Below are 20280 nucleotides of genomic sequence, written 5' to 3' on the forward strand. Positions count from 1 at the left end.
ATTAGTTATTTTTGCGACGAAAAGTAAGTTGAATTATGGAAGTGAGAAGAAATATTGAAGTTTTTGTGGCGAAATTACCCCGGATTATTTTATTGTGTGTGGTACTGTTTTTAATTTCTCGCAATTTTAAAGAAGAAAAAAAAATAAATAACGGTTCGAGAGAAGAGAAACAAGAGATTAGGATTCCGGAAGATTCCATACGAAAATATTTTCCTCGTTATACGGGATTGGAACGAATCTCTCCGGTGGAATACGATGTAAAAGAGGGAGAGAAAGAAGTGGGGAAACTAATATTGACCACGCCCGTTGCGGATGATCTGATCGGCTATGCCGGCCCGGTACCTCTATTTTTGGCGGTATCCGACGAAGGTATCGTATCGGGATTGACTTTATTGGAGAATAATGAATCCCGAGGTTTTGTGAGACGTTTGGAGAAAAGAGGTTTTTTTGATAGTTGGAATGGGAAGCGGATAGAAGAGGTAGGAAAAATGGAGGTTGAAGCCGTTAGTGGTGCGACCTTAACCAGTGAGGCCGTTCGAATGGGGGTCAAGAGAGCCGTGGGAGAATATTTGAATGAACAGGATCATCGGGGAAATGACAACGTGTTGACTTTATTGCGTCACGTGTTAGGAGGAGTGGTCGTACTCTTTGCTATCGTCAGTTTGTTTCGGGGAGCAAGCATGAAAAAATACAGATCGGCTTTACAAGTTGCGTCTATTTTAATACTTGGTTTTTGGAGCGGTAGTTTTATATCTTTGGAACTGTTATACGGTTGGTTGTTGAATGGAATTCCGTGGGGGGTACGCGTGTTGCTGCCGGTAATTGCGTTGTTAGCGGTGATATGCCCGCTATTTTTTAACCGCTCTTATTATTGTGCTTATCTATGTCCTTTCGGGTCTGCACAGGAATTAATGGGGAAGGTACGGAGAAAAAAGATAACCTTCGGGAGAAGAGTGAAAATGGTTTTAAAATATACCCGGATCACATTCTTTTTGGGAATTATGGGCTTATTGTTGTGGGGTATTCCGTTGGATTTAACCTCTCTTGAACCGTTTTCTGCTTTTTTGGTATCGGTGGCATCAGGAGGAATGATCGCTTTCGCGCTGACTTGTCTGTTAATTTCAGTCTTCATTAGCCGTCCTTGGTGTAACTATTTTTGTCCTACGGGGGAATTTTTGGATATTTTAAGGCGAACTCCGGGAAAAGAAGGGGGGAAACAACGAAGGGAGACGTGGCAGGAATGGTTGTCTGTCACTGTTTTCTTGCTTCTTTTATGGTTTGTATTAAGCTAAGAAAAAAAATAGAAACTTTTTTATCGAAACATTTGATAGTTTGAATAAAAAGTGCGTTATTTGCATCCTGTTTGGAAAGCGTTTATAAAAATATTGAGAGATGTCAAGAATTTGTCAAATAACCGGAAAAAAGGCGATGGTTGGTAACCATGTATCTCACTCTAAAAGAAGAGTTAAGAGAACATTCGCGATCAACTTGTTTCAGAGAAATTTTTATTGGCCGGAAGAGGATAGATGGATACGTTTAAATGTATCTGCTGCCGGATTGCGCCTGATCAACAAGAAAGGCTTGAGCCATTGTTTGAGAGAGGCTACTGCCAATGGTTTAATTAAGAACGTATAAAATTAAAAGAAATGGCAAAGAAAAGCAAAGGTAACAGAATACAGGTGATTCTGGAGTGTACCGAGCAGAAAGAATCCGGGGTTCCGGGAATGTCTCGTTATATCACTACCAAGAATAGAAAAAACACCACCGAGAGATTGGAATTACGTAAGTACAATCCCTATTTGAAAAGAGTAACTTTACACAGAGAAATAAAATAATAGACTATGGCAAAGAAGGTTGTTGCAACATTAAAGACAGGAGATGGTCGGGGATTTGCAAAAGTTATCAAAATGGTAAAGTCTCCCAAAACCGGTGCGTACACGTTCAAAGAACAAATGGTTCCTAATGAACAAGTAAAAGATTTTTTAAAGAAATAAATCTTTGTGATTAATATATAAAAAAGAGCATTCGTAAGAATGCTCTTTTTTGTTGACGGAATGAAATGGCTTGTCTGTGTTTTTTATGAAAAAATTGTGAAATCAATTTGAGGTATAAACATAATACTTTTAAAGAGAAATATTTGGTGTTTATAATCAGTTAGTTATTGGTCGGTAAGAAAAAAAAGAGTGTTTTTCTTCATTTTTTTCCCTTGAAGCTGTAACCTTTAACGCTTCGATTCCGTTAAAGACGGTATATTAGATGATGATATAAGACTTATGATTTATTTTTAGCTGTTATTAGATTGAATCATCTAGCATAAGAGAGGGGATAGCTTTGACGGAGGTTTAAGCTGATTTTCCGATTGAGTTCTTGAAAATACTGAAATATATACCACGGGACACCACGCACACACACCACACACACACACAGACGCACGCACACACACATACAACATCTTTTCGTCAGTCCCATTATATTTCATTTCGAGAGGAAACGGAAAATCCCTCCCATTTTTTTATTTCCCATAAATATAGAAATCTTCCATTTATTTACGATTAAGCGGTCAAAAAACATTGCGATCGGCTGATTCATTTAAAATTTACAATCTACATTTAGAATTGTCAATTATCACTTATTCTTTTCCTTTTTCAATTGTTTCCTGTATTTTTGTAAGTTATTTATATTGGAGAGCAAGTATGGGATATAAAGAAGAAGGCGAGAATATAGTTATATACGGAGCGCGGGAACATAATTTGAAGAATATAGATGTAGTGATTCCCCGTAATAAATTGACGGTAGTGACGGGCTTGAGTGGGAGTGGCAAGTCTTCCTTGGCTTTTGATACGATATACGCGGAGGGACAACGACGTTACCTGGAAACTTTTTCTGCCTATGCCCGTCGTTTTTTGGGCGGGATGGAACGTCCCGATGTGGATAAGATAACGGGATTGAGTCCGGTTATCTCTATCGAACAAAAGACAACCAACAAGAATCCCCGCTCTACTGTGGGGACGACTACTGAAATATACGACTTCTTCCGGTTGTTATTTGCCCGGGCGGGAGTAGCTTATTCTTATGCCACCGGTAGTAAGATGGTAAAATATACGGATGAGCGGATTTTGGAATTGTTGCAGCAGGATTTTGCCGGAAAAAGAATTCTTTTATTGGCTCCGGTGGTAAAGGGGCGTAAAGGACACTACAAAGAACTATTCGAGAATTTAAGGAAAAAGGGATTTATTTCTGCACGAGTGGACGGGAAGATTATGGAGATTCTTCCTGGAATGAGTGTGGACCGTTATAAAATTCATGATATCGAGATCGTTGTCGATAAAATCGTTATGCAGGATGTCGACTTGAAGCGTCTGAAGGCTTCCGTGGCGACAGCAATGAAAAATGGAAAAGGAGTCATGACGGTGAAGGACAATGAAAGTGACGAATTAAAATATTATAGTCGTCATTTAATGTGTCCTGACACGGGAATTTCTTATAAAGATCCGGCTCCCCACACGTTTTCTTTTAATTCTCCTCATGGTGCTTGTAAAAAGTGCAAAGGCTTGGGGTACATTAATTCTGTTGCGATAGAGAAGATTATTCCTGATGATTCGCTGTCTATCTATGCCGGGGGAATATTGCCCTTAGGAAAATATAAAGGATCTTTGATTTTTTATCAAATCGATACGATTTTAAAAAAACACGGTGCGGATATAAAACAACCGATTCGCGAGCTTCCAGAGGAGGCTTTGACTGATATATTGTACGGTTATCCGGGACAGTTCCGTTTGGAAAATACGGAAATCGGAGTCTCTTCCAATTTTTTAACCACCTACGAGGGTATTTTAAAATACGTCACGATACAGGAGGAGAATGCCACCTCTAAAAAAGCAAATAAATGGGCAGAGCAGTTTATTTCGGTAACGACTTGTGATGTTTGTAACGGTCAGCGTTTAAACCAGGAGGCTTTGCATTTTTATATAGGTGGGAAGAATATATCGGAGTTGGCCAATATGGAATTGGATGATTTGTACGTTTGGGTATGTAATGTTGAACAACATCTGGAATTAAAGCAAAAACAGATTGCCGGAGAGATATTGAAGGAGATACGGACTCGTTTGAAATTTATGTTGGATGTCGGGTTGGAATATCTTTCTTTAAACCGTCAGTCGATGACTCTTTCCGGAGGTGAGTCCCAGCGTATTCGATTGGCCACACAGATCGGATCTCAGCTGGTAAATGTACTTTATATTTTGGACGAGCCCAGTATCGGCTTGCATCAGAAAGATAACAGGAAATTGATTCGTTCTTTGCAAGAGCTGCGGGATGCGGGGAATTCGGTGATCGTGGTGGAACATGACAAAGAGATGATGGAAAATGCCGATTATATTGTGGATTTGGGACCTAAAGCCGGTAGAAAAGGGGGGGAGATTATGGCGATAGGTACATTCGATGATATTAGGAGAAGCAGTAGCCTCACGGCTCAGTATCTAAAGGGTATTAGAGAGATTACCGTACCGTCTGAACGTCGGCAGGGAAACGGGAAAAAGATCAGTCTGAAAGGGTGTACCGGAAATAATTTAAAGAATGTGGATGTCGATTTCCCTTTAGGGAAGCTGATCTGCGTTACCGGGGTAAGCGGTAGCGGAAAGTCCTCTTTGGTGAACGGAACGCTTCATCCCATTTTGAGTGCTTATTTTTATCATTCGTTAGCAGAGCCTTTGCCTTATCGTGCTATTGATGGCATAGAGAATATAGATAAAGTCGTGGTGGTAGACCAAAGTCCGTTAGGAAAAAGCCCCCGATCTAATCCGGCGACCTACACGGGTATTTTCACCGATATCCGAAAGATATTCGAAAAATTACCGGAATCTCAAATCCGGGGATATACGGCGGGCCGCTTCTCGTTTAACGTGAGTGGTGGGCGTTGTGAAGCTTGCAAGGGGGCCGGGGTAAAAACGATAGAGATGAATTTTTTACCGGATGTTTACGTGCATTGTGATGAATGCGATGGAAAACGGTATAATAAGGAGACTTTAGAGGTTCGTTATAAAGGGAAGTCTATCGGGGATGTATTGAATATGACCATCAATATGGCGGTGGAATTTTTTGAGAATTTGCCTCATTTACAGGCCAAATTGAAGGTTTTGCAGGATGTCGGTTTGGGATATGTTCAGATCGGACAACCTTGTACTACGTTAAGCGGTGGTGAATCGCAACGAATAAAATTAGCGGCGGAGCTGTCTAAAAAAGAGACGGGAAATACGTTGTATATATTGGATGAGCCTACGACTGGCCTGCATTTTGAGGATGTAAATATTTTGTTGGGAGTATTGCAGAAATTAGTGGATAAAGGAAATACCGTGATTGTGATCGAGCATAATCTCGATGTAATAAAGGTTGCCGATTATTTGATCGATATGGGGCCCGGCGGGGGAAAAAACGGGGGGGAAGTGGTGGTTACGGGGACCCCGGAAGAGGTGGCTTTAAGCCCGGACTCCGTGACAGCTCCTTTTTTGCGGAAAGAACTACATAGTAAGGAATGACTGTTATAAATGAAAAGATTCTGTGATTCCGGATTTCTTGATAGGAGGATTATTTCTAATAACTTAACAGTTATGTAATTGAATCACAGATTCTTATCCTGTTTTATGGATTCAATATTTGGGGTTTACGATTAAATCAAGGGTAAAATCCTTCATATAACGATTTAATTCATCTTCGGCTTTTTCAAGCGAATCAACTCCCCATCCGGGTTGTGTATAGTCGTGGTCTCCGTATTTTTTGTACCAGTGACTCAATATAACACCGTAATGGTTTTCGTCTCGTTTTAAAATCTTGGCTTTGATTTTATGGGTAAGGTCTTCCACCGTATATTCGAATTCCTTTATTACCTCGGCTTTTTCTATCTTAAGCATAATTCTTGTTTTATTTAGGTGATCCGTAATTTTTTATTTATCGGTCTTATGTATGATCGCTTTGATAAAATATACGCTTTGGAACTTTTAAACGTTTCGTTTTGTTTGTTTATTTTCAAGCGGAATGAAAATTATTCTCCGATACGAAGCTTATTATTTAAAAAGTCATATATATTTGTATTTCAATGGGGGATTGACGATCTGGTAGAAGGAGCTTTTAAAACGGCAAGCTTGTCCGACGAAGATAAACAGAATCTGTTGACCCGTCATTAGGTTGTCGTTCTAAAATAGGTAGGCTTACGGGTTAATTCCTTGGCGGTAAAGAATATAAATGGAAAAATCAGTCGGATGCAGACATGAAGAGTTATGAATTAAGGCCTTGGAGATTATCCGATTGCCGGTCGCTGGCCGAATATGCCGATAACATACGTGTATGGAATAATTTGCGGGATGGTTTTCCATCCCCTTACACGGAGGAGGATGCCCGGGAGTATATTGAAAGTACTTTATCGAAGGGGTGCGTGCAGGATTTTGCTATTGTCATTGACGGGAAGGCTATTGGCGGTATCGGTTTTATTCCGCAGAGTGATGTGGAGCGATACAGTGCGGAGATCGGATATTGGTTGGGAGAGCCTTACTGGGGGCAAGGAATAATGAGCGGGATCGTATTCCGGTTCGTGGAGTATATTTTCACAACAACGGAGTTGGTGCGCCTATATGCTTCCGTTTTCGATTATAACACGGCCTCCCGGAGGGTATTGGAAAAGTGTGGTTTTCGATTGGTGGGAATTATGCGTAAAGCGGTTCGGAAAAATGACCGATGGGCGGATATGTGTTGTTACGAGATGCTTAAGTCTTCGGAAAAGTAAGCCCGAAAGGACGGTTCCCGGTACGGAACGAGTGATTTAGGATTGTTTTTCAGGAAGATATCTCCAGAAACGGGCAGGTAGATTCCTACGATGTAGCTTGGGATTCAATCGTTCTTTAATTGTAATCGATTTAAAGTACTCTTTCCAAAGGCGTTGGAATAGTTTTTCGTCCCGGTCCATTAGGTTTTCATCCAGGATGCCGGTAAGCAGATGGTTTTCTTTGGTATCGAAACGCACTTCGGTAACGGTAGTCAAGTCGTAGTAGTAGCCGTACTCTCTTTTCAGATCGTAGATCAGCCATTTTTGATCGGAAAAACGGTCTTGAAGGTGTTTTAAGGTTAATGAGAGTACGTTATAGAGCGGTTTTAAGGCCGCAAAGAAAGTGCCGTCTGCGGCTTTTTGAAATCGTAAGAATTGAACGACTCGAAGGCGTTCATTGTTTACTTTTTTGGCATTTTTGGTTATTTCCAATACATCCGGATCGCTGAAATTTAATTCGATGGAAGTGGGTGCATCGATAGCCTTGTGTATATAGCGGAATAGTAAAAGGTCGATTTCCGGTAGTTCGGACAACCAGTTCATGACTAATGTCGATAGGGCGGGAGCGGAGAGTTTCTTTTGAAGGGCATTCCATACCCGATTGCTTCTTTTTTCATCGGTAACGACGGCATAGGTCTCGTCGTAAAACAAGGGTAGGGGCTCACCTTCTCCTTTTAGCATGTCGGGGAACGAACGTCTGCTGTAAGCGTCGAATACGGCGGTAAGAAGGCCTTCGAATGTTTTATCGTATATATAAATAACCATTTCTAATATTGAAAAGGGATCACTAATTGGCGATCGTCTATTTTACGGTTGGACGGCCGGGTTAAAATACGTCGTACGGTTTCTGGTTGTATTTCATGGATGGTTTGTGTCGGCAACTCATGGCAGGTAATGAAATATTGAGCTTTTTTCATCACGACTCCGATTTGTTTCAGATGAGTGGCTCCCAACCGGGAGTGGCGTCGTGCCGCAACAATCATTTGAGCCGATTTGACTCCTAAGCCGGGAACCCGGAGTAACATTTCATAGTCGGCCCGGTTGATGTCGATAGGGAATACTTCCGGATGACGTAAAGCCCACGATAGTTTGGGATCAACTTCCAGATCCAAGTCAGGATAGGCATCGTTGACGATCTCGTTAACGGAGAAGTGGTAGAAACGAAGCAGCCAGTCGGCTTGATACAGACGATTCTCCCGTACCAATGGAGGCTGTTTTAACATGGGAAGCCGATTGTCGTAACTGTTTACGGGGACATATCCCGAATAATACACTCTTTTCATCGTGGGACGTTTGTACAAGGCGGAAGAGAGATTGAGGATATCTTTGTCGCTGTCGTCTGTTGCCCCGATAATCATTTGCGTACTCTGTCCGGCCGGGGCAAAATGCGGCGCGTGGCGAAATTTTTTTCGTTCTTCTGCGTGCTGGAGTACTCCCTGCTGGATATAGCGCATGGGAGTGAAGACACTTTGAAAATCTTTTTCCGGGGCTATAATCTTCAGACTCTCTTCTTTCGGGATCTCGATATTTACACTTAACCTATCGGCATAGAGACCGGCTTCGTTTACCAGTTCTCGACTGGCACCCGGGATACTTTTCAGATGAATATACCCGTTGAATCGGTATTTTTGTCTCAGATCCTTGACTACTCTCACCAGACGTTCCATCGTGTAATCGGGATTACGGACGACTCCCGAACTAAGAAAAAGTCCTTCAATATAGTTTCTCCGGTAAAATTCTATCGTTAGATTCACAAGCTCCGTGACGGAAAAAGTGGCCCTTTTCAGATCGTTGCTGCGACGATTGATGCAATAAGCACAGTCGTACATGCAATTATTCGTCAGCATGATCTTCAATAGAGAGATACAGCGTCCGTCTTCCGCAAAACTATGACATATCCCCCAACCTTCGGCACTTCCGATCTCTCCTTTTTTGTGCGAGCGGGAGGTACCGCTGGATGCGCAGGATACATCGTATTTGGCAGATTCTGCCAGTATTTTTAGTTTTTCGAGAACACTTTCCTCCATAATAACGGTTTTCTATCTCCGGTTGATCTTTTACAAAGATAAATGCTTACCGTTATTTCGGTAGATAAAAAGGAAGAATTAACGTTAAAATAACCCACAGGGACGGGTACAAAGTGCTATTTAATTGTAAATTAAAAAATTCTGAGATTAGGAGATTGAGTGATTTTGTGATTGGAGATTTGTCTTGTCCTAAAAAAAGTTTACATTTTAATCTAAAATTTTTCTTTTATTTTTCATCGTCCTACAATGACTTTACACGTTATAATCTGTCGCTATCTAATCCTATAATAGTTTGTCACGTGTGACGTATCTGCCTATACATATCTCTTGAATATTTAGCTATATGATATATTCGTGAAAATAATTTTAAATAACAAAATGATACATAATCCCCGGATGTCTACTAAGGAAATCACAATCACGAAAAAACGAAGACTTTTCAATTGTTCCAAAATAACCGAATGGAGAACAATTCCTTTGTTAATATGCAAAATCTTTTTCGGTGTGACACAGGCTATTCTTCTTCATTCTTTTCATTAATTACCGATAGTGTCCCCAAAAGTGTTCAATCCAGACGATACTTTTCAAATCGTAACAGACTGATTCAATAAATGTTCCAATGTACTTTTGATAAAAATGTGTGAAGAATATTGAAAATACACCAATTTAGTTCTATCTTTATAGCAAGAAGTGATTTCGGAGGAGAATGTAAATATATAAAAATAATGAATATGAGAGCATGGCAAATCGTTGTGGCTTACGAGAGTAAGCTGGTAAAGAGGAACTGGTTGTTCCGCCTTTTTATCGTGGGAGTATTGGGCTACATTTTGGTGTCTCTCGTCCCGTGGGACATTCGGCGGGAAATATGGAGAAATATAGCGTTCGCATCCTCTCTCCCGACGAGAGGGGTTTATTTCCTGAACTTGTTCCAGTCTTTGGTCGTGGTGCTCCTAACTTGTGATATGCAGAGGAAAAGGAATAAAGCGGAAAGCCGGGAAATACTTTCAGTGAAGCCGTTAAGCAACAGCCAATTTTTTTGGGCGGAATTAGCGGGTATGGCACTCCCTTTTTTGATCGCGGATGGCGTTTTCATGGCGTTTTGCCTGTTCATTCATTTGATGATTCCAGATTCACCGGTGAACCCGTGGGTGTACTTGTCCTTCTTGTTGAAAGACGTGTTGCCGACATTCGTGTTCGTGACGGGACTGTCGTTGCTGGCGAATAGGATTCTGCGACATCCTTTCGTGAGTTGGCTCGTGCTGACCGTGTTCCTTTGCACGTCGTATGCTTACCTGACAAAACCACTTCACGGGATACTGGATTTCCGGGGAAGCCTGTTGCCGGAATCTTTTTCCTCGATCGTGGGGTTTATGCATTCCGACGTGTGCCTGTTGCAACGGGGAATGTTCTTGTTGCTGGGGCTGGGATTGTTGTGCGTGGCAGTTCCTTTCACGAGGCGGTTGTCCGAAATGCCGGGACGAAAAGTGTTTTACCACGCAGCAGGTTGTTTGTTGCTGATGTCAGCCGTGGGGACGGGATACGTTTATATCGATAAGTTCCAGACCCGCCGGGAGAACCGGGAAGCGTACCGGGAGGTTTTCTCCCGTTACGAGGCTTATCCCAAGGTGCGAATCTCAACACACGGGATTACGTATGTGCCGGGAGAAGAGGATTTCTCTGCCACGAGCCGGATGACGGTGGTGAACCGGAAAGCAGAGAGGATGGAGCAGTTGATCTTGTTCTTGAACCCCGGGTTGGAAATCAGCAAGCTGAAGTCGGGGGAAGAGAAAGTGCCCTTTCGGCGGGACCGACAGGCAGTGGTGGTCGAACGATCGCTGGCTCCCGGGGATAGTGTGGTGCTGGAGATAGAGTACGGCGGATGTATCGACGAGGATATTTACCAGGTGGACATCGATGAAGAGGATTATTTTGCTCCCGAGCGGCCATTGACAAAGGTGGATCGGTACGGGAAACGTTCCGCGTTCGTGTCGGGGGATTACACGCTACTCATCCCGGAGGTGTTGTGGTACCCGGCGGCAGTGGCCCCGGTAGCGTTGCAGCCGTCACGAGAAACGAATTTCACGGATTACACGCTGTGCGTGAAGAATCCCGGCAGGCAGGTAGTCTTGTCGCAGGGCATCCCGGAGGAAGTAGAGGACGAGGTGAGATTCCGTAATTTGCAGTCGTTGACCGGTCTGTCGCTTTGCATGGGAGATTACGTGAAGCGGTCGGTGACGGCAGACTCCATCACGGTAGAGTTCTACACGTACCCGGGCAATGATTTTTACTTGAAGCCGTTTGACGGTTGGATGGATGAAATCGCAAAATACCCGAACGCAAAGGAGTACCGGAAGGAGTTGGTGAACAAGTGCCGCAATCGCATAGAGGGAAGCATGCCTAACCCGTACCCGTTCAGGTTTCTTAAATTAGTGGAGGCTCCTTCCTCTTTTCTTTACCAGCATTCATTCCATAATAACATCCAGCCGGAAATGGCGTTTTTCGGGGAACGGATGTTGGAAGAATCTTATAAACCGGGAGCCCCTTCCGTTGACAGATTAAGAGATATGAATAAACAGGAATACCTGTTATTCAATGATTTTCCTTTTTTCCTTGACGATATACACGCAGATCGGCTTTTCTCTGATTTCCACTGGAGCGTTGCTTCCGACAGGTACGCGGGGATAGACATGTTGTTCGGTAAAATGGCAAATCCGTCGCTTGACAAGTTGATTTTGTTCCCGTCGATGCTGGATAGTATCACGAAAGGAGGATTGGAGGGACTAATCCGGAGAGGGTATTCGCGGGGATACGATAAATTGATTAGCATGAAAGTTTCGCAGTTGCTGGCTTATCTGACGACGATTACCGGCTGGGATTCGTTGAGGGCATACACCCGGGAGTTCTATGAGAGTGCCCGTTTCCGGGAAGTGGATTTTGATTTGTTCATGGAGGGGTTCCGCGAGCGTTTCGGGCGGGACATCAGGCCATTCGTGGATGACTGGTACACGACGCGAGAGATACCGCGGCTGGTGATAAAGGACTTGACATACCGGCAAACGGGGGAGGTGCAGGCAGTCGATTTTAAAGTGGGCAATACCGGAGAGGTAGACGGGTGCGTTTCGGTAATTGAAGCTTTTTCTGATGATTACGGGAGGTGGATTATTGGCGATTGGCGGAGCTTCCCGGTCAAACCGGGGGAATACAAGCGGATCGTGGCCCACGAGGTTAACGGATACTCTTTTTTCTTGTCCACCAATTTTTCGAGACGCGTCCCCGAACGTATTGAGTTCCATGGCACCTCGTTATGGAAGGGAGACATTCCCGCTGAGCGTGTCGTCCCGCTTGACAAGAACCAGTTTTATCCTCCCGGTGAAATTATCGTCGATAACGAGGACGAGGGTTTTCATTTGATCGATTCTTCGGGAAACAGGTTAAAACGACTGGCGGAACAGTTGGCAGAAGACAATATGAAAGATTATAATTATGGCATTAATGCTAAGAAGCACACGTGGGGAAAGCCATGCATAGAAGTTGAATTTTACGGGGAAGAGGTCCATAGCGCCTTTACCAAAGTTGCCGGGAACGGAAGTTTTAAAGCGGAATGGATAGCGAATCTTCCGGAAGCGGGCAGGTACGAGATTTTTGTTTACCTGCCTGATGTTAGAGATGTAGACGCTCTTTATACCTATGAATCGAAGTACCCGGGAATGAAGAATTATTATACCGTCGATACCGCCGGAGGAAGTGAAAAAGTCGCGCGGGAGGTGGCAAAGGGAGATGCCGATTGGGTGTCTCTGGGTACGTTTGTTTTACCGGCGGGGGAATCCCGCGTTGTTTTGGATGACCGGGGTGTTCCTCCAGTTGATGATGAAGAGTATGCCCGGGAAGTAGTTTCAATTGGTGGTGACAAGCATGCCCAGTTGGTCGTGGCGGATGCGGTAAAATGGGTAAAAGTAAAGTAGGTCGGAAAGAGTATTATAAAAAGCCAACCATGAATTAGTTGGCTTTTTATAAATGATACTTTTTTGAAATAGTATTACCTATTGGAGTAAGACCATTTCACTCGGTTTGGATGGCTCACCTTCTCCTTCAGCGTTTATGGCACTAACACGAAATTGAACATTTTTTCCTTCTAAAAGACCCACTAACCTTACTCTGAACAATTTTGCCTTAGAAGTCCACACATTCCATAATCCACCTTTATATCTATAACTAATGCGATAACGCATTATCGCACAACCGCCGTCATCATCCGGTGCAGTAAATTCAATTGTGCACCAATCTTTCCCAAAGTCAACGATCTCGGGTGTTCCGGGAGGTCCGGGAGGCCTACATACTGTTGCACTTATAAGTGTTACAGTCATTAAGCACAAACAGACAAGCATGGATGGCTTAAAAAAGTTTCGATTAATTTTCTTCATAGCTTGTTAATTTAATATGTTTATATTGCACAATATATAAAATTTATTGAAAATTTGCAAACAATATAATTAAAAAAATACTACAATTAATACAAACTTATATCCATAAATATGGTTTATTTTAATTATACTTCATTTTTTTATTTTTCAGGTCACGCTTTTTGGGTAGTTACGGATTTCGAAAGTGCAAAACTGAAACAATGCCAGCACACTTTCCGATCTCCATTCCCTCCGAATACTTTCAGGAAACCCGAGATGGTTTCAGCAACTCTTTGCATTTGACCGACTGATATAGCAGTAGAAGATTCAAACGTGTTGAGGCTGTAATCAACGTGAAACTCATCCTTGTCCGTGTACAGATCTATATTCTTACTGATACTGATGTCATATTCGTCATAGACTTCAACTTCACATGTAAAAGGAGCTTTCTCTCTCTATGGAAGCACACGGGGCCGGGGTAGTCATGTTCGGAAGAAAAAATTTAGTACAGATTTGTCTTTTTGTATATCTTCTTTTTTTAGTAACCCACAGGGACGGGTACAATGTGCTATTTAATTGTAAATTTTAGATTGACAATTGTAGAGTAAAAAATTCTGAGATTAGGAGATTGAGTGATTTTGTGATTGGATAGTCATAAATTGTGACCATAAACCTAAAGGGAAGGGGAAAGGGAAAAAAACGGAGAGGCATAAATAATGAACAGCGAACTGATAATTATAAATTGTGGATTAAAAGAATTCAACGATTTTGTGAATGGGATTGTAAAACACCTTGATAGCACTTAGGGACGGGGCAAAAGTGCTATCAAGGTGCGTTTAATTATTCGATTGCTATAACTGCAATCGTTAATCTACAATTGTCATTTCTTTTGGGGATATCCTACCGGGTTATTCATCAGAAGCAGTTGATGCTCCTTTAAGTTGAGGACTTTTTTCAATTTATCTTTGTCCATAGAGGCCCGGGGAACCGTAACCAAGTTGTTGGCTGCACAGAACAGATTGATATTTTGTGAAACGATTCCGGCATCCATAGCTGCCATTAACCGGATTTGTTCGTTATCGCCCATTCCGAAGCGGGAGATATCCGAAACCAAGATAAGGGAAACGGGAGCTGTTTGGACGAAATCCTGCTGGCCTCCGACTGCGGCCCGATGATCTCCTTCCGCTACGGGTTTTAAACTGTTTTTTTCCGCATCGTATAGATAAATTCCCTCGGGAAGGCAAACATAGATATCGACATCTTGTTTATTAAGAGCCGATGGGGCGGTACGTTTTTTTGAATCCGGTCTGTTGATGCCGTTAGCGGCCCATAAAAGATCGCTTAAATCCTGAGTGCTTAACGACTTATTAGAAAATTCCCTGACGGATTCCCGATCGTTCAAAGCTTGCATTAGGCTTGCTCCCCTTGTTTTATTCGGGGCATTTAGTTTAATCTCTTTCATGTTTTGGGCGTTTAGCGTGTTAGTCATGAATAAAATACCGATAAAAAAAAGATAATGTTTCATATTTTAGGGTTTTTAGTTAGGTAAAATAAAGCCGGACGGCTACGATAAGTAGAATCACAAGTAGAAAATATCGAATGTATTTCGCTCCCCATTTTATGCTGAAACGAATTCCGATCCAAGCTCCGAGCATATTTCCACAAGCGAGTATCAGTCCTGTTTTCAGATCGACCAATCCGTAATAGAAAAAAATACCCAAAGCAATGATGGTATAAAAAAGAACGATGAATAATTTGATCGCGTTGGCTTTTAACAGATCATAACCGCATCCTAATACCAATCCTGCCAATAGAAAAAAGCCTATTCCTATTTGAATAAAGCCTCCGTATATTCCAATGATGAAGAACACGATATGGCGTAGCCAGGGATTTTTTACTTTCGCCCGCTCCGCGTTGGCTTTTACCCAAGAGTTGGGATCCAACCATAGCATAAAAAACATAACGATCAATAGCCCGGCAATTACTTTGCGGAATATCTCCTCGTTGATATCCACGGCAATGAAAGCTCCTACAATGCTACCGAGAGCCACGGGCAATAAAAGTTTGGAATCGGTTTTAAAGTCGAGAATTTTTTTTTGTTTGAAGCTACCCACGGATACTATGTTTTGAAATAAAATAGCGACACGGTTTGTCGCGTTGGCCACATTGGCCGGCAGTCCGATGAAAATTAAGAAGGGAACCACTAACATGGAACCTCCCCCGGCGAAGGTGTTGATAAATCCTGCTGCCGTACCGAGTAAAATAGTAATCAAAGCTTCCGTCAGACTCATGATCATAGTATTTACCATACAAAGTTAGGATTTTCCGGGGAAAAGAATTAATAATTCGAGGGTATTATCAGATAGGTTTGAATCTAAAGAGAAATCGAAAGTTTTATTCGAACGGTATTAAAAGACCCGTTTGACAATTTCTTGAATATTGTCCGATTTTCCCATGGTATAGTAGTGTACCGCCGGTGCTCCTTGTCGGATCAGTTCCTGGCTTTGGGCAATACACCATTCGATACCTACCCGGTAGACCTCTTTATTCGAACGACATCGCCGGATGGCTCGTTCTAACTCTTCCGGAATATCGAGATTGAAAGAGCGGGGGAGGTTTTCCAAGTGTTTAAAGGAGGAGATCGGCTTTAGTCCCGGGATAATGGGCACCGAGATGCCGATAGCCCGGCATTTTTCGACAAAAGAGAAATAGTTGTCGTTATCGAAAAACATTTGCGTAACAATGTAATCCGCTCCAGCGTCTACTTTTCGCTTGAGGTTTTCGATATCACTGACCGGATTAGGTGCTTCGTAATGTTTTTCAGGATAGCCTGCCACACCGATGCAAAAATTGGTGGGGACGGCATCGGTAAGCGTGTCGTCCAAGTATTTCCCTTGATTCATCCTTGCGATTTGTTCTACCAGTTCGCAACTGTATTTATGTCCGTCTTCTTCGGGAGTAAAATAGCGTTGTCCGGAAACAGGATCTCCCCGTAGAGCCATAACATTTTCAATATCGAGAAAATTTAAATCGATCAAATCGTTCTCGATCGAATGACGGGTAGCTCCCCCGCATACGATATGAGGGACGACTTCCACGGGATAGCGTTTCATAATGGCCGCGGATAAAGCAACTGATCCCGGGCGTTTGGTGACTGTTACCTTCACGATGGAACCGTCGGCTCGTTCCCGGTATTCTTGCTCGTCCCGGTGAAAGGTTATGTTGATAAAAGGTGGAGCGAATTTTATCAATGGTTCAATGGCTTCGTATATTCGGTGTATGTCTCCGCCTCTGAGAGGAGGTACCAGTTCAAAAGAAAATATCGGGCGGTCCGATTTCCTGAGTATATCAATGACTTTCATGGTCGTATTATTTAAGGGTTGAGATGTCCCTTTGGAAGTAATCTTACATTTATCATTCGTAAGATCGCTTCTCAAAAGAATTCAAAATAGATTACGTTACGTTTCTTTCTTTTTATACGTTTATCTGTTCAGTAATTTTTTGCCTTCTTCGAGTGAGATCCCTCTACGTCGGCAATAGTCCGCGAACTGATCGTCTCCGATTTTACCGATACTGAAATAACGGGCTTCGGGATGGGCGATCAGTAATCCGCACAGACTTGTCGTAGGGTTTATGGCATACGAAGAGGTCAGGTGAACTCCGATCTCTTCGGTTGCATTCAGTAGTTCGAACACATCTTTTTTTAGCGAGTGGTCGGGGCAAGCCGGGTAACCGAACGCGGGGCGAATCACATGTAATCCTTCGTTAAGTTGTTCCTGCATCCATTCCGCGCAGGCTTCCGCGATTCGTGCGGCCAGACTTTCCCGCAGCAATTGCTCGAACTCGCGACACGAACAGGAGGGATGTAAATCGGCCACCTTCAAACAGAAGAGTCCGATACTGTTTTTCCCCTCGGCTTTAGGCGTAATAAAATCGGCAAGGGAGATGCATTCGCTTCGCGGGGCCTGTTGGCGTAGCATCGGGAGACGATGTCCACCGTCTAAAACAATGTCGTCGTTTTCCGAATAAGCATCGTAAAAGCGTGCGATTAGGGAGACATCAAACTCTTTTTTAACGATAATTTCTTCCAACATCTTCATGGCTGCCTCGTAGGTTTTTTCAGCCTCTTCATTGGTAAATAGGATTTCGGGATATTTCCCTTTGAACCCCCAGAAATGAAAGAAAGGGGTCCAATCGATGCGGTTGACGAAATTTTCCACGTTTATGTGTTTTCCGGTCAAATGGTGTTCTCCGAATTCCGGTGGAGGATAAGAGTTCCTGTCAAAGAGCGGAGCTTTTCCTCTGGCCTCCTGCAAAGATAGTAACGGGGCGGATTTCGAATTATAGTGCTGTCGTATCTCTTCCTGCTTTTCTTTAATTTTTGCTATTGTTTTCTCCTTATCTTTTAGGAGTTGTTTTAGGATGGTTACCGTGCGGGAGGCGTCTCCGCCTTCCGTAACGCAATAATCGTATAAAGGTGCTAATTTCACCGCCGTGTGTACCGATGAGGTAGTTGCTCCCCCGACGATTAGCGGTATTTCCAATTGCTCTTTTTGCAATAGCTTGCATAACTCTTCCATCTCTCCAAGGGAAGGCGTGATCAATCCGCTAACCCCGATAAAGTCGGCTTTTTCTCGTTTGGCAGCTTCCACGATGGTAGGGTGATCGATCATAACTCCCAGATCGATCACATCGATGTTGTTGCAGGAGAGTACGGTATGTACAATATTTTTACCGATATCGTGTACGTCTCCTTTCACTGTCGCGAGTATAATCTTAGGTTTCCTCGCGGATACCCGGGTATTATTCGTGTTGTAACGCTCGATTTCCGGTTGCAAACGGGCGACGGCCTCTTTCATAACTTTGGCGGATTTTACGACTTGGGGTAAAAACATTTTACCTTCCCCGAATAATTGGCCTACCCGTTCCATTCCGTTCATCAAGGGTTTCTCTATAATTTCTATCGGAGAAGTATAGCAACCGATAGCCTCTTGAAGGTCTTCTTGTAAATAGTCGGTAATTCCTTTACTTAAGGCATAGGCCAAGCGATCTTCTAATGAATGGGAACGCCACTCTTTTGCTTCGTGCTGTTTGATTGTCGTGTCTGACATTTTGTACTTCTCCGCAATGGAAATCAGGTTTTCTGTGGCTTCCGGTTTCCGGTTTAGTACCACGTCTTCTACTGCGTTTAAAAGTTCCGGCTCGATCTCGTCGTATACCCGTAACAACGAGGGATTGACAATCGCCATATCCAATCCTGCTTGAACGGCATGGTAAAGGAAGACCGAATGCATGGCTTCCCGGATCGGATTGTTTCCACGAAAGGAGAAAGAGAGATTGGATATTCCTCCGGAAGTATGAGCTCCTCTTAGATGATCTTTTATCCATCGTACCGCTCGGATGAAATCCACCGCGTAGTTGTTGTGTTCCTCTACTCCGGTTCCGATAGCTAAAACATTGACATCAAAGATAATATCTTCAGGAGGAAATTGTAGTTGTCGTGTTAATAAACGAAATGCTCGGTCTGCGATAGTAATTTTCCGTTCGAAGGTGGTGGCCTGTCCGGCCTCATCGAAAGCCATAACAACGACTGCCGCACCCAAGCGGTGTATTTCCCGTGCTTTGGTTAAAAACTCGGTTTCTCCCTCTTTCAGACTGATGGAATTGACAATGCATTTCCCTTGAGCATTCTTTAATCCGGCCAGAAGAGTATACCAATCCGAAGAGTCAATCATAAAAGCAGCTTTGGCGACATCCGGTTCGTTACCGATGATTCGAACGAAACGTTCCATCTCGGTAACACTGTCGAGTAGAGCATCATCCATGTTGATATCGATCACGGAGGCTCCGTCGGCGATTTGCTCACGGGCGATAGAAGCGGCTTCCTGGTATTTTTTCTCCCGGATAAGGCGGGCAAACCGGGCCGATCCGGCCACATTCGTACGTTCGCCGATATTGGTAAAATTAGTTTTGGATACATCGATCGTGACGGAATCCAACCCGCTAACCTTAAGGAGGGGATGTACTAATGGCGGTTTTCTGGGAGGAACTGTTCTCAGTGCAGTGGCGATAGCCCGGATATGCTGCGGGGTGGTTCCGCAACATCCACCTGCAATATTGATTAGCCCTTCTTCTGCCATTTTTCGGAGTTGCTTGGCTGTATAGTCCGGCGATTCGTCATACTCACCCGTTTCGTTCGGTAGGCCTGCATTCGGATAAACACTCAGGAAACAGGGAATCTTGTTGGCCATTTCCTTTAAAAAAAGATGCAGGTCTTTTGCCCCGAAAGAGCAATTCAATCCGAAGCTTAGGATCGGGTAGTGGGAGAGGGCGATGAAGAGAGCTTCTATGGTTTGTCCGGTTAAGGTTCGTCCACTGCGATCGTTTACGGTAGCTGAAAGCATGACCGGAAGTTTACTCCCTTTTTCTTCTTGTACTTTCTTGATGGCATAAAGTGCTGCTTTGGCATTTAATCCGTCGTATATGGTTTCGACCAATAACAAATGCACACCACCGTCAACGAGTCCTCGTACCTGGATCTCATAAGCGGCTGCTAAGGTATCAAAATCGATACTCCGGAATTCGGGTTGTTCGGGATCAGGCGATAGCGTTAAGGATTTTGAAGTAGGACCGATACTTCCGGCAACGTAAATTTTCCGTTCCGTGTGGTTCCTTGCCACCTCGACCGCAATACGTGCTCCCTCCGCGTTGAGTTGATATACCCGGTCCGAGCACCCGTAATCTTCCTGCGATATGGCGTTCGCATTAAAGGTATTGGTTTCAATAATATCGGCTCCAGCCTCTATGTAACTCTCGTGTATTTCTCGAATAATATCCGGGCGGGTAAGGTTTAGGATGTCATTGTTGCCTTTTAATGGAAGCGGATGATCGGTGAATAGCTCTCCCCGAAAATCTTTTTCACTCAAACGGTATTGCTGTAGGGCAGTTCCGGTTGCTCCGTCCAGTATCAGTATTCTTTTATGTAGTTCTGTTCTTATATCCATGATAAAGAATGGTTTATTTGCATGAAGCCAAAGAA

At 43.3% G+C, this 20280-nt stretch carries 17 protein-coding genes; 8 read left to right on the plus strand and 9 right to left on the minus strand.

What is annotated here, in order from left to right:
- Positions 1 to 35: 35 nt before the first annotated feature.
- From DMB45_RS01480 to uvrA, 5 genes are all read left to right on the plus strand, one after another.
- On the plus strand, positions 36 to 1292 hold the full coding sequence (locus DMB45_RS01480; protein ID WP_110688378.1) for a 4Fe-4S binding protein: 1257 nt from the start codon (positions 36 to 38) through the stop codon (positions 1290 to 1292).
- Between the two features lie 100 nt (positions 1293 to 1392).
- A complete protein-coding gene (gene rpmB / locus DMB45_RS01485; RefSeq protein WP_041503812.1) occupies positions 1393 to 1635 on the plus strand; it encodes a 50S ribosomal protein L28 in 243 nt (80 codons plus the stop codon).
- An 11-nt stretch (positions 1636 to 1646) separates the two neighbouring features.
- Entirely contained in the window at positions 1647 to 1835 is a 189-nt protein-coding gene (rpmG, locus tag DMB45_RS01490) for a 50S ribosomal protein L33 (protein ID WP_041503811.1), read from the plus strand.
- 6 nt (positions 1836 to 1841) lie between these two features.
- Positions 1842 to 1994 (plus strand): DUF4295 domain-containing protein, encoded by a 153-nt coding sequence (locus DMB45_RS01495; RefSeq protein WP_082027486.1) that lies wholly within the window; start codon positions 1842 to 1844, stop codon positions 1992 to 1994.
- Positions 1995 to 2693: 699 nt separating this feature from the next.
- Positions 2694 to 5534, plus strand: a complete 2841-nt coding sequence (uvrA, locus tag DMB45_RS01500; RefSeq protein ID WP_041505016.1) for an excinuclease ABC subunit UvrA — start codon at positions 2694 to 2696, stop codon at positions 5532 to 5534.
- Positions 5535 to 5645: 111 nt separating this feature from the next.
- On the opposite strand, the gene DMB45_RS01505 is transcribed toward uvrA, so the two are convergent.
- Entirely contained in the window at positions 5646 to 5906 is a 261-nt protein-coding gene (locus tag DMB45_RS01505) for a hypothetical protein (RefSeq protein WP_041503810.1), read from the minus strand.
- Positions 5907 to 5954: 48 nt separating this feature from the next.
- On the opposite strand from DMB45_RS01505, the gene DMB45_RS01510 reads away from it, so the two are divergent.
- Both DMB45_RS01510 and DMB45_RS01515 read left to right on the plus strand, forming a co-directional pair.
- The gene (locus DMB45_RS01510; protein ID WP_041503809.1) at positions 5955 to 6179 is read left to right on the plus strand and encodes a hypothetical protein; all 225 of its coding nucleotides are present in this window, start codon (positions 5955 to 5957) and stop codon (positions 6177 to 6179) included.
- A gap of 83 nt (positions 6180 to 6262) precedes the next feature.
- Complete coding sequence (locus DMB45_RS01515) at positions 6263 to 6775, plus strand: GNAT family N-acetyltransferase (RefSeq protein WP_041503808.1); 513 nt, start codon at positions 6263 to 6265, stop codon at positions 6773 to 6775.
- 36 nt (positions 6776 to 6811) lie between these two features.
- Here the strand turns inward: DMB45_RS01515 and DMB45_RS01520 are convergent, their stop codons facing one another.
- Together DMB45_RS01520 and DMB45_RS01525 are read right to left on the minus strand one after the other, a co-directional pair.
- The gene (locus tag DMB45_RS01520) at positions 6812 to 7579 is read right to left on the minus strand and encodes a TIGR03915 family putative DNA repair protein (protein WP_041503807.1); all 768 of its coding nucleotides are present in this window, start codon (positions 7577 to 7579) and stop codon (positions 6812 to 6814) included.
- A gap of 2 nt (positions 7580 to 7581) precedes the next feature.
- Entirely contained in the window at positions 7582 to 8841 is a 1260-nt protein-coding gene (locus DMB45_RS01525; protein WP_110688379.1) for a putative DNA modification/repair radical SAM protein, read from the minus strand.
- 731 nt (positions 8842 to 9572) lie between these two features.
- Between DMB45_RS01525 and DMB45_RS01530 the strand changes: the two genes are divergently transcribed.
- A complete protein-coding gene (locus DMB45_RS01530; protein ID WP_237143268.1) occupies positions 9573 to 12803 on the plus strand; it encodes a golvesin C-terminal-like domain-containing protein in 3231 nt (1076 codons plus the stop codon).
- 78 nt (positions 12804 to 12881) lie between these two features.
- Here the strand turns inward: DMB45_RS01530 and DMB45_RS01535 are convergent, their stop codons facing one another.
- The 6 genes from DMB45_RS01535 to metH form a co-directional block, all read right to left on the minus strand.
- The gene (locus DMB45_RS01535; protein WP_041504952.1) at positions 12882 to 13262 is read right to left on the minus strand and encodes a fibronectin type III domain-containing protein; all 381 of its coding nucleotides are present in this window, start codon (positions 13260 to 13262) and stop codon (positions 12882 to 12884) included.
- Positions 13263 to 13414: 152 nt separating this feature from the next.
- Positions 13415 to 13540 carry a hypothetical protein gene (locus tag DMB45_RS14980; RefSeq protein ID WP_262509235.1) on the minus strand — a complete coding sequence of 42 codons (126 nt, stop codon included), beginning with the start codon at positions 13538 to 13540 and terminating at the stop codon, positions 13415 to 13417.
- Between the two features lie 581 nt (positions 13541 to 14121).
- The gene (locus DMB45_RS01540) at positions 14122 to 14766 is read right to left on the minus strand and encodes a SagB/ThcOx family dehydrogenase (protein ID WP_041503803.1); all 645 of its coding nucleotides are present in this window, start codon (positions 14764 to 14766) and stop codon (positions 14122 to 14124) included.
- 16 nt (positions 14767 to 14782) lie between these two features.
- Entirely contained in the window at positions 14783 to 15550 is a 768-nt protein-coding gene (locus DMB45_RS01545; RefSeq protein ID WP_235375080.1) for a sulfite exporter TauE/SafE family protein, read from the minus strand.
- A 99-nt stretch (positions 15551 to 15649) separates the two neighbouring features.
- Positions 15650 to 16603 (minus strand): methylenetetrahydrofolate reductase [NAD(P)H], encoded by a 954-nt coding sequence (gene metF / locus DMB45_RS01550; protein ID WP_041503802.1) that lies wholly within the window; start codon positions 16601 to 16603, stop codon positions 15650 to 15652.
- 120 nt (positions 16604 to 16723) lie between these two features.
- Entirely contained in the window at positions 16724 to 20245 is a 3522-nt protein-coding gene (metH, locus tag DMB45_RS01555; protein WP_041503801.1) for a methionine synthase, read from the minus strand.
- Positions 20246 to 20280 lie beyond the last annotated feature (35 nt).

Origin of the sequence: Sanguibacteroides justesenii (genome assembly GCF_003204205.1) — a bacterium.
In the GTDB taxonomy this organism is placed as follows: Bacteria; Bacteroidota; Bacteroidia; order Bacteroidales; family Marinifilaceae; genus Gabonibacter; species Gabonibacter massiliensis.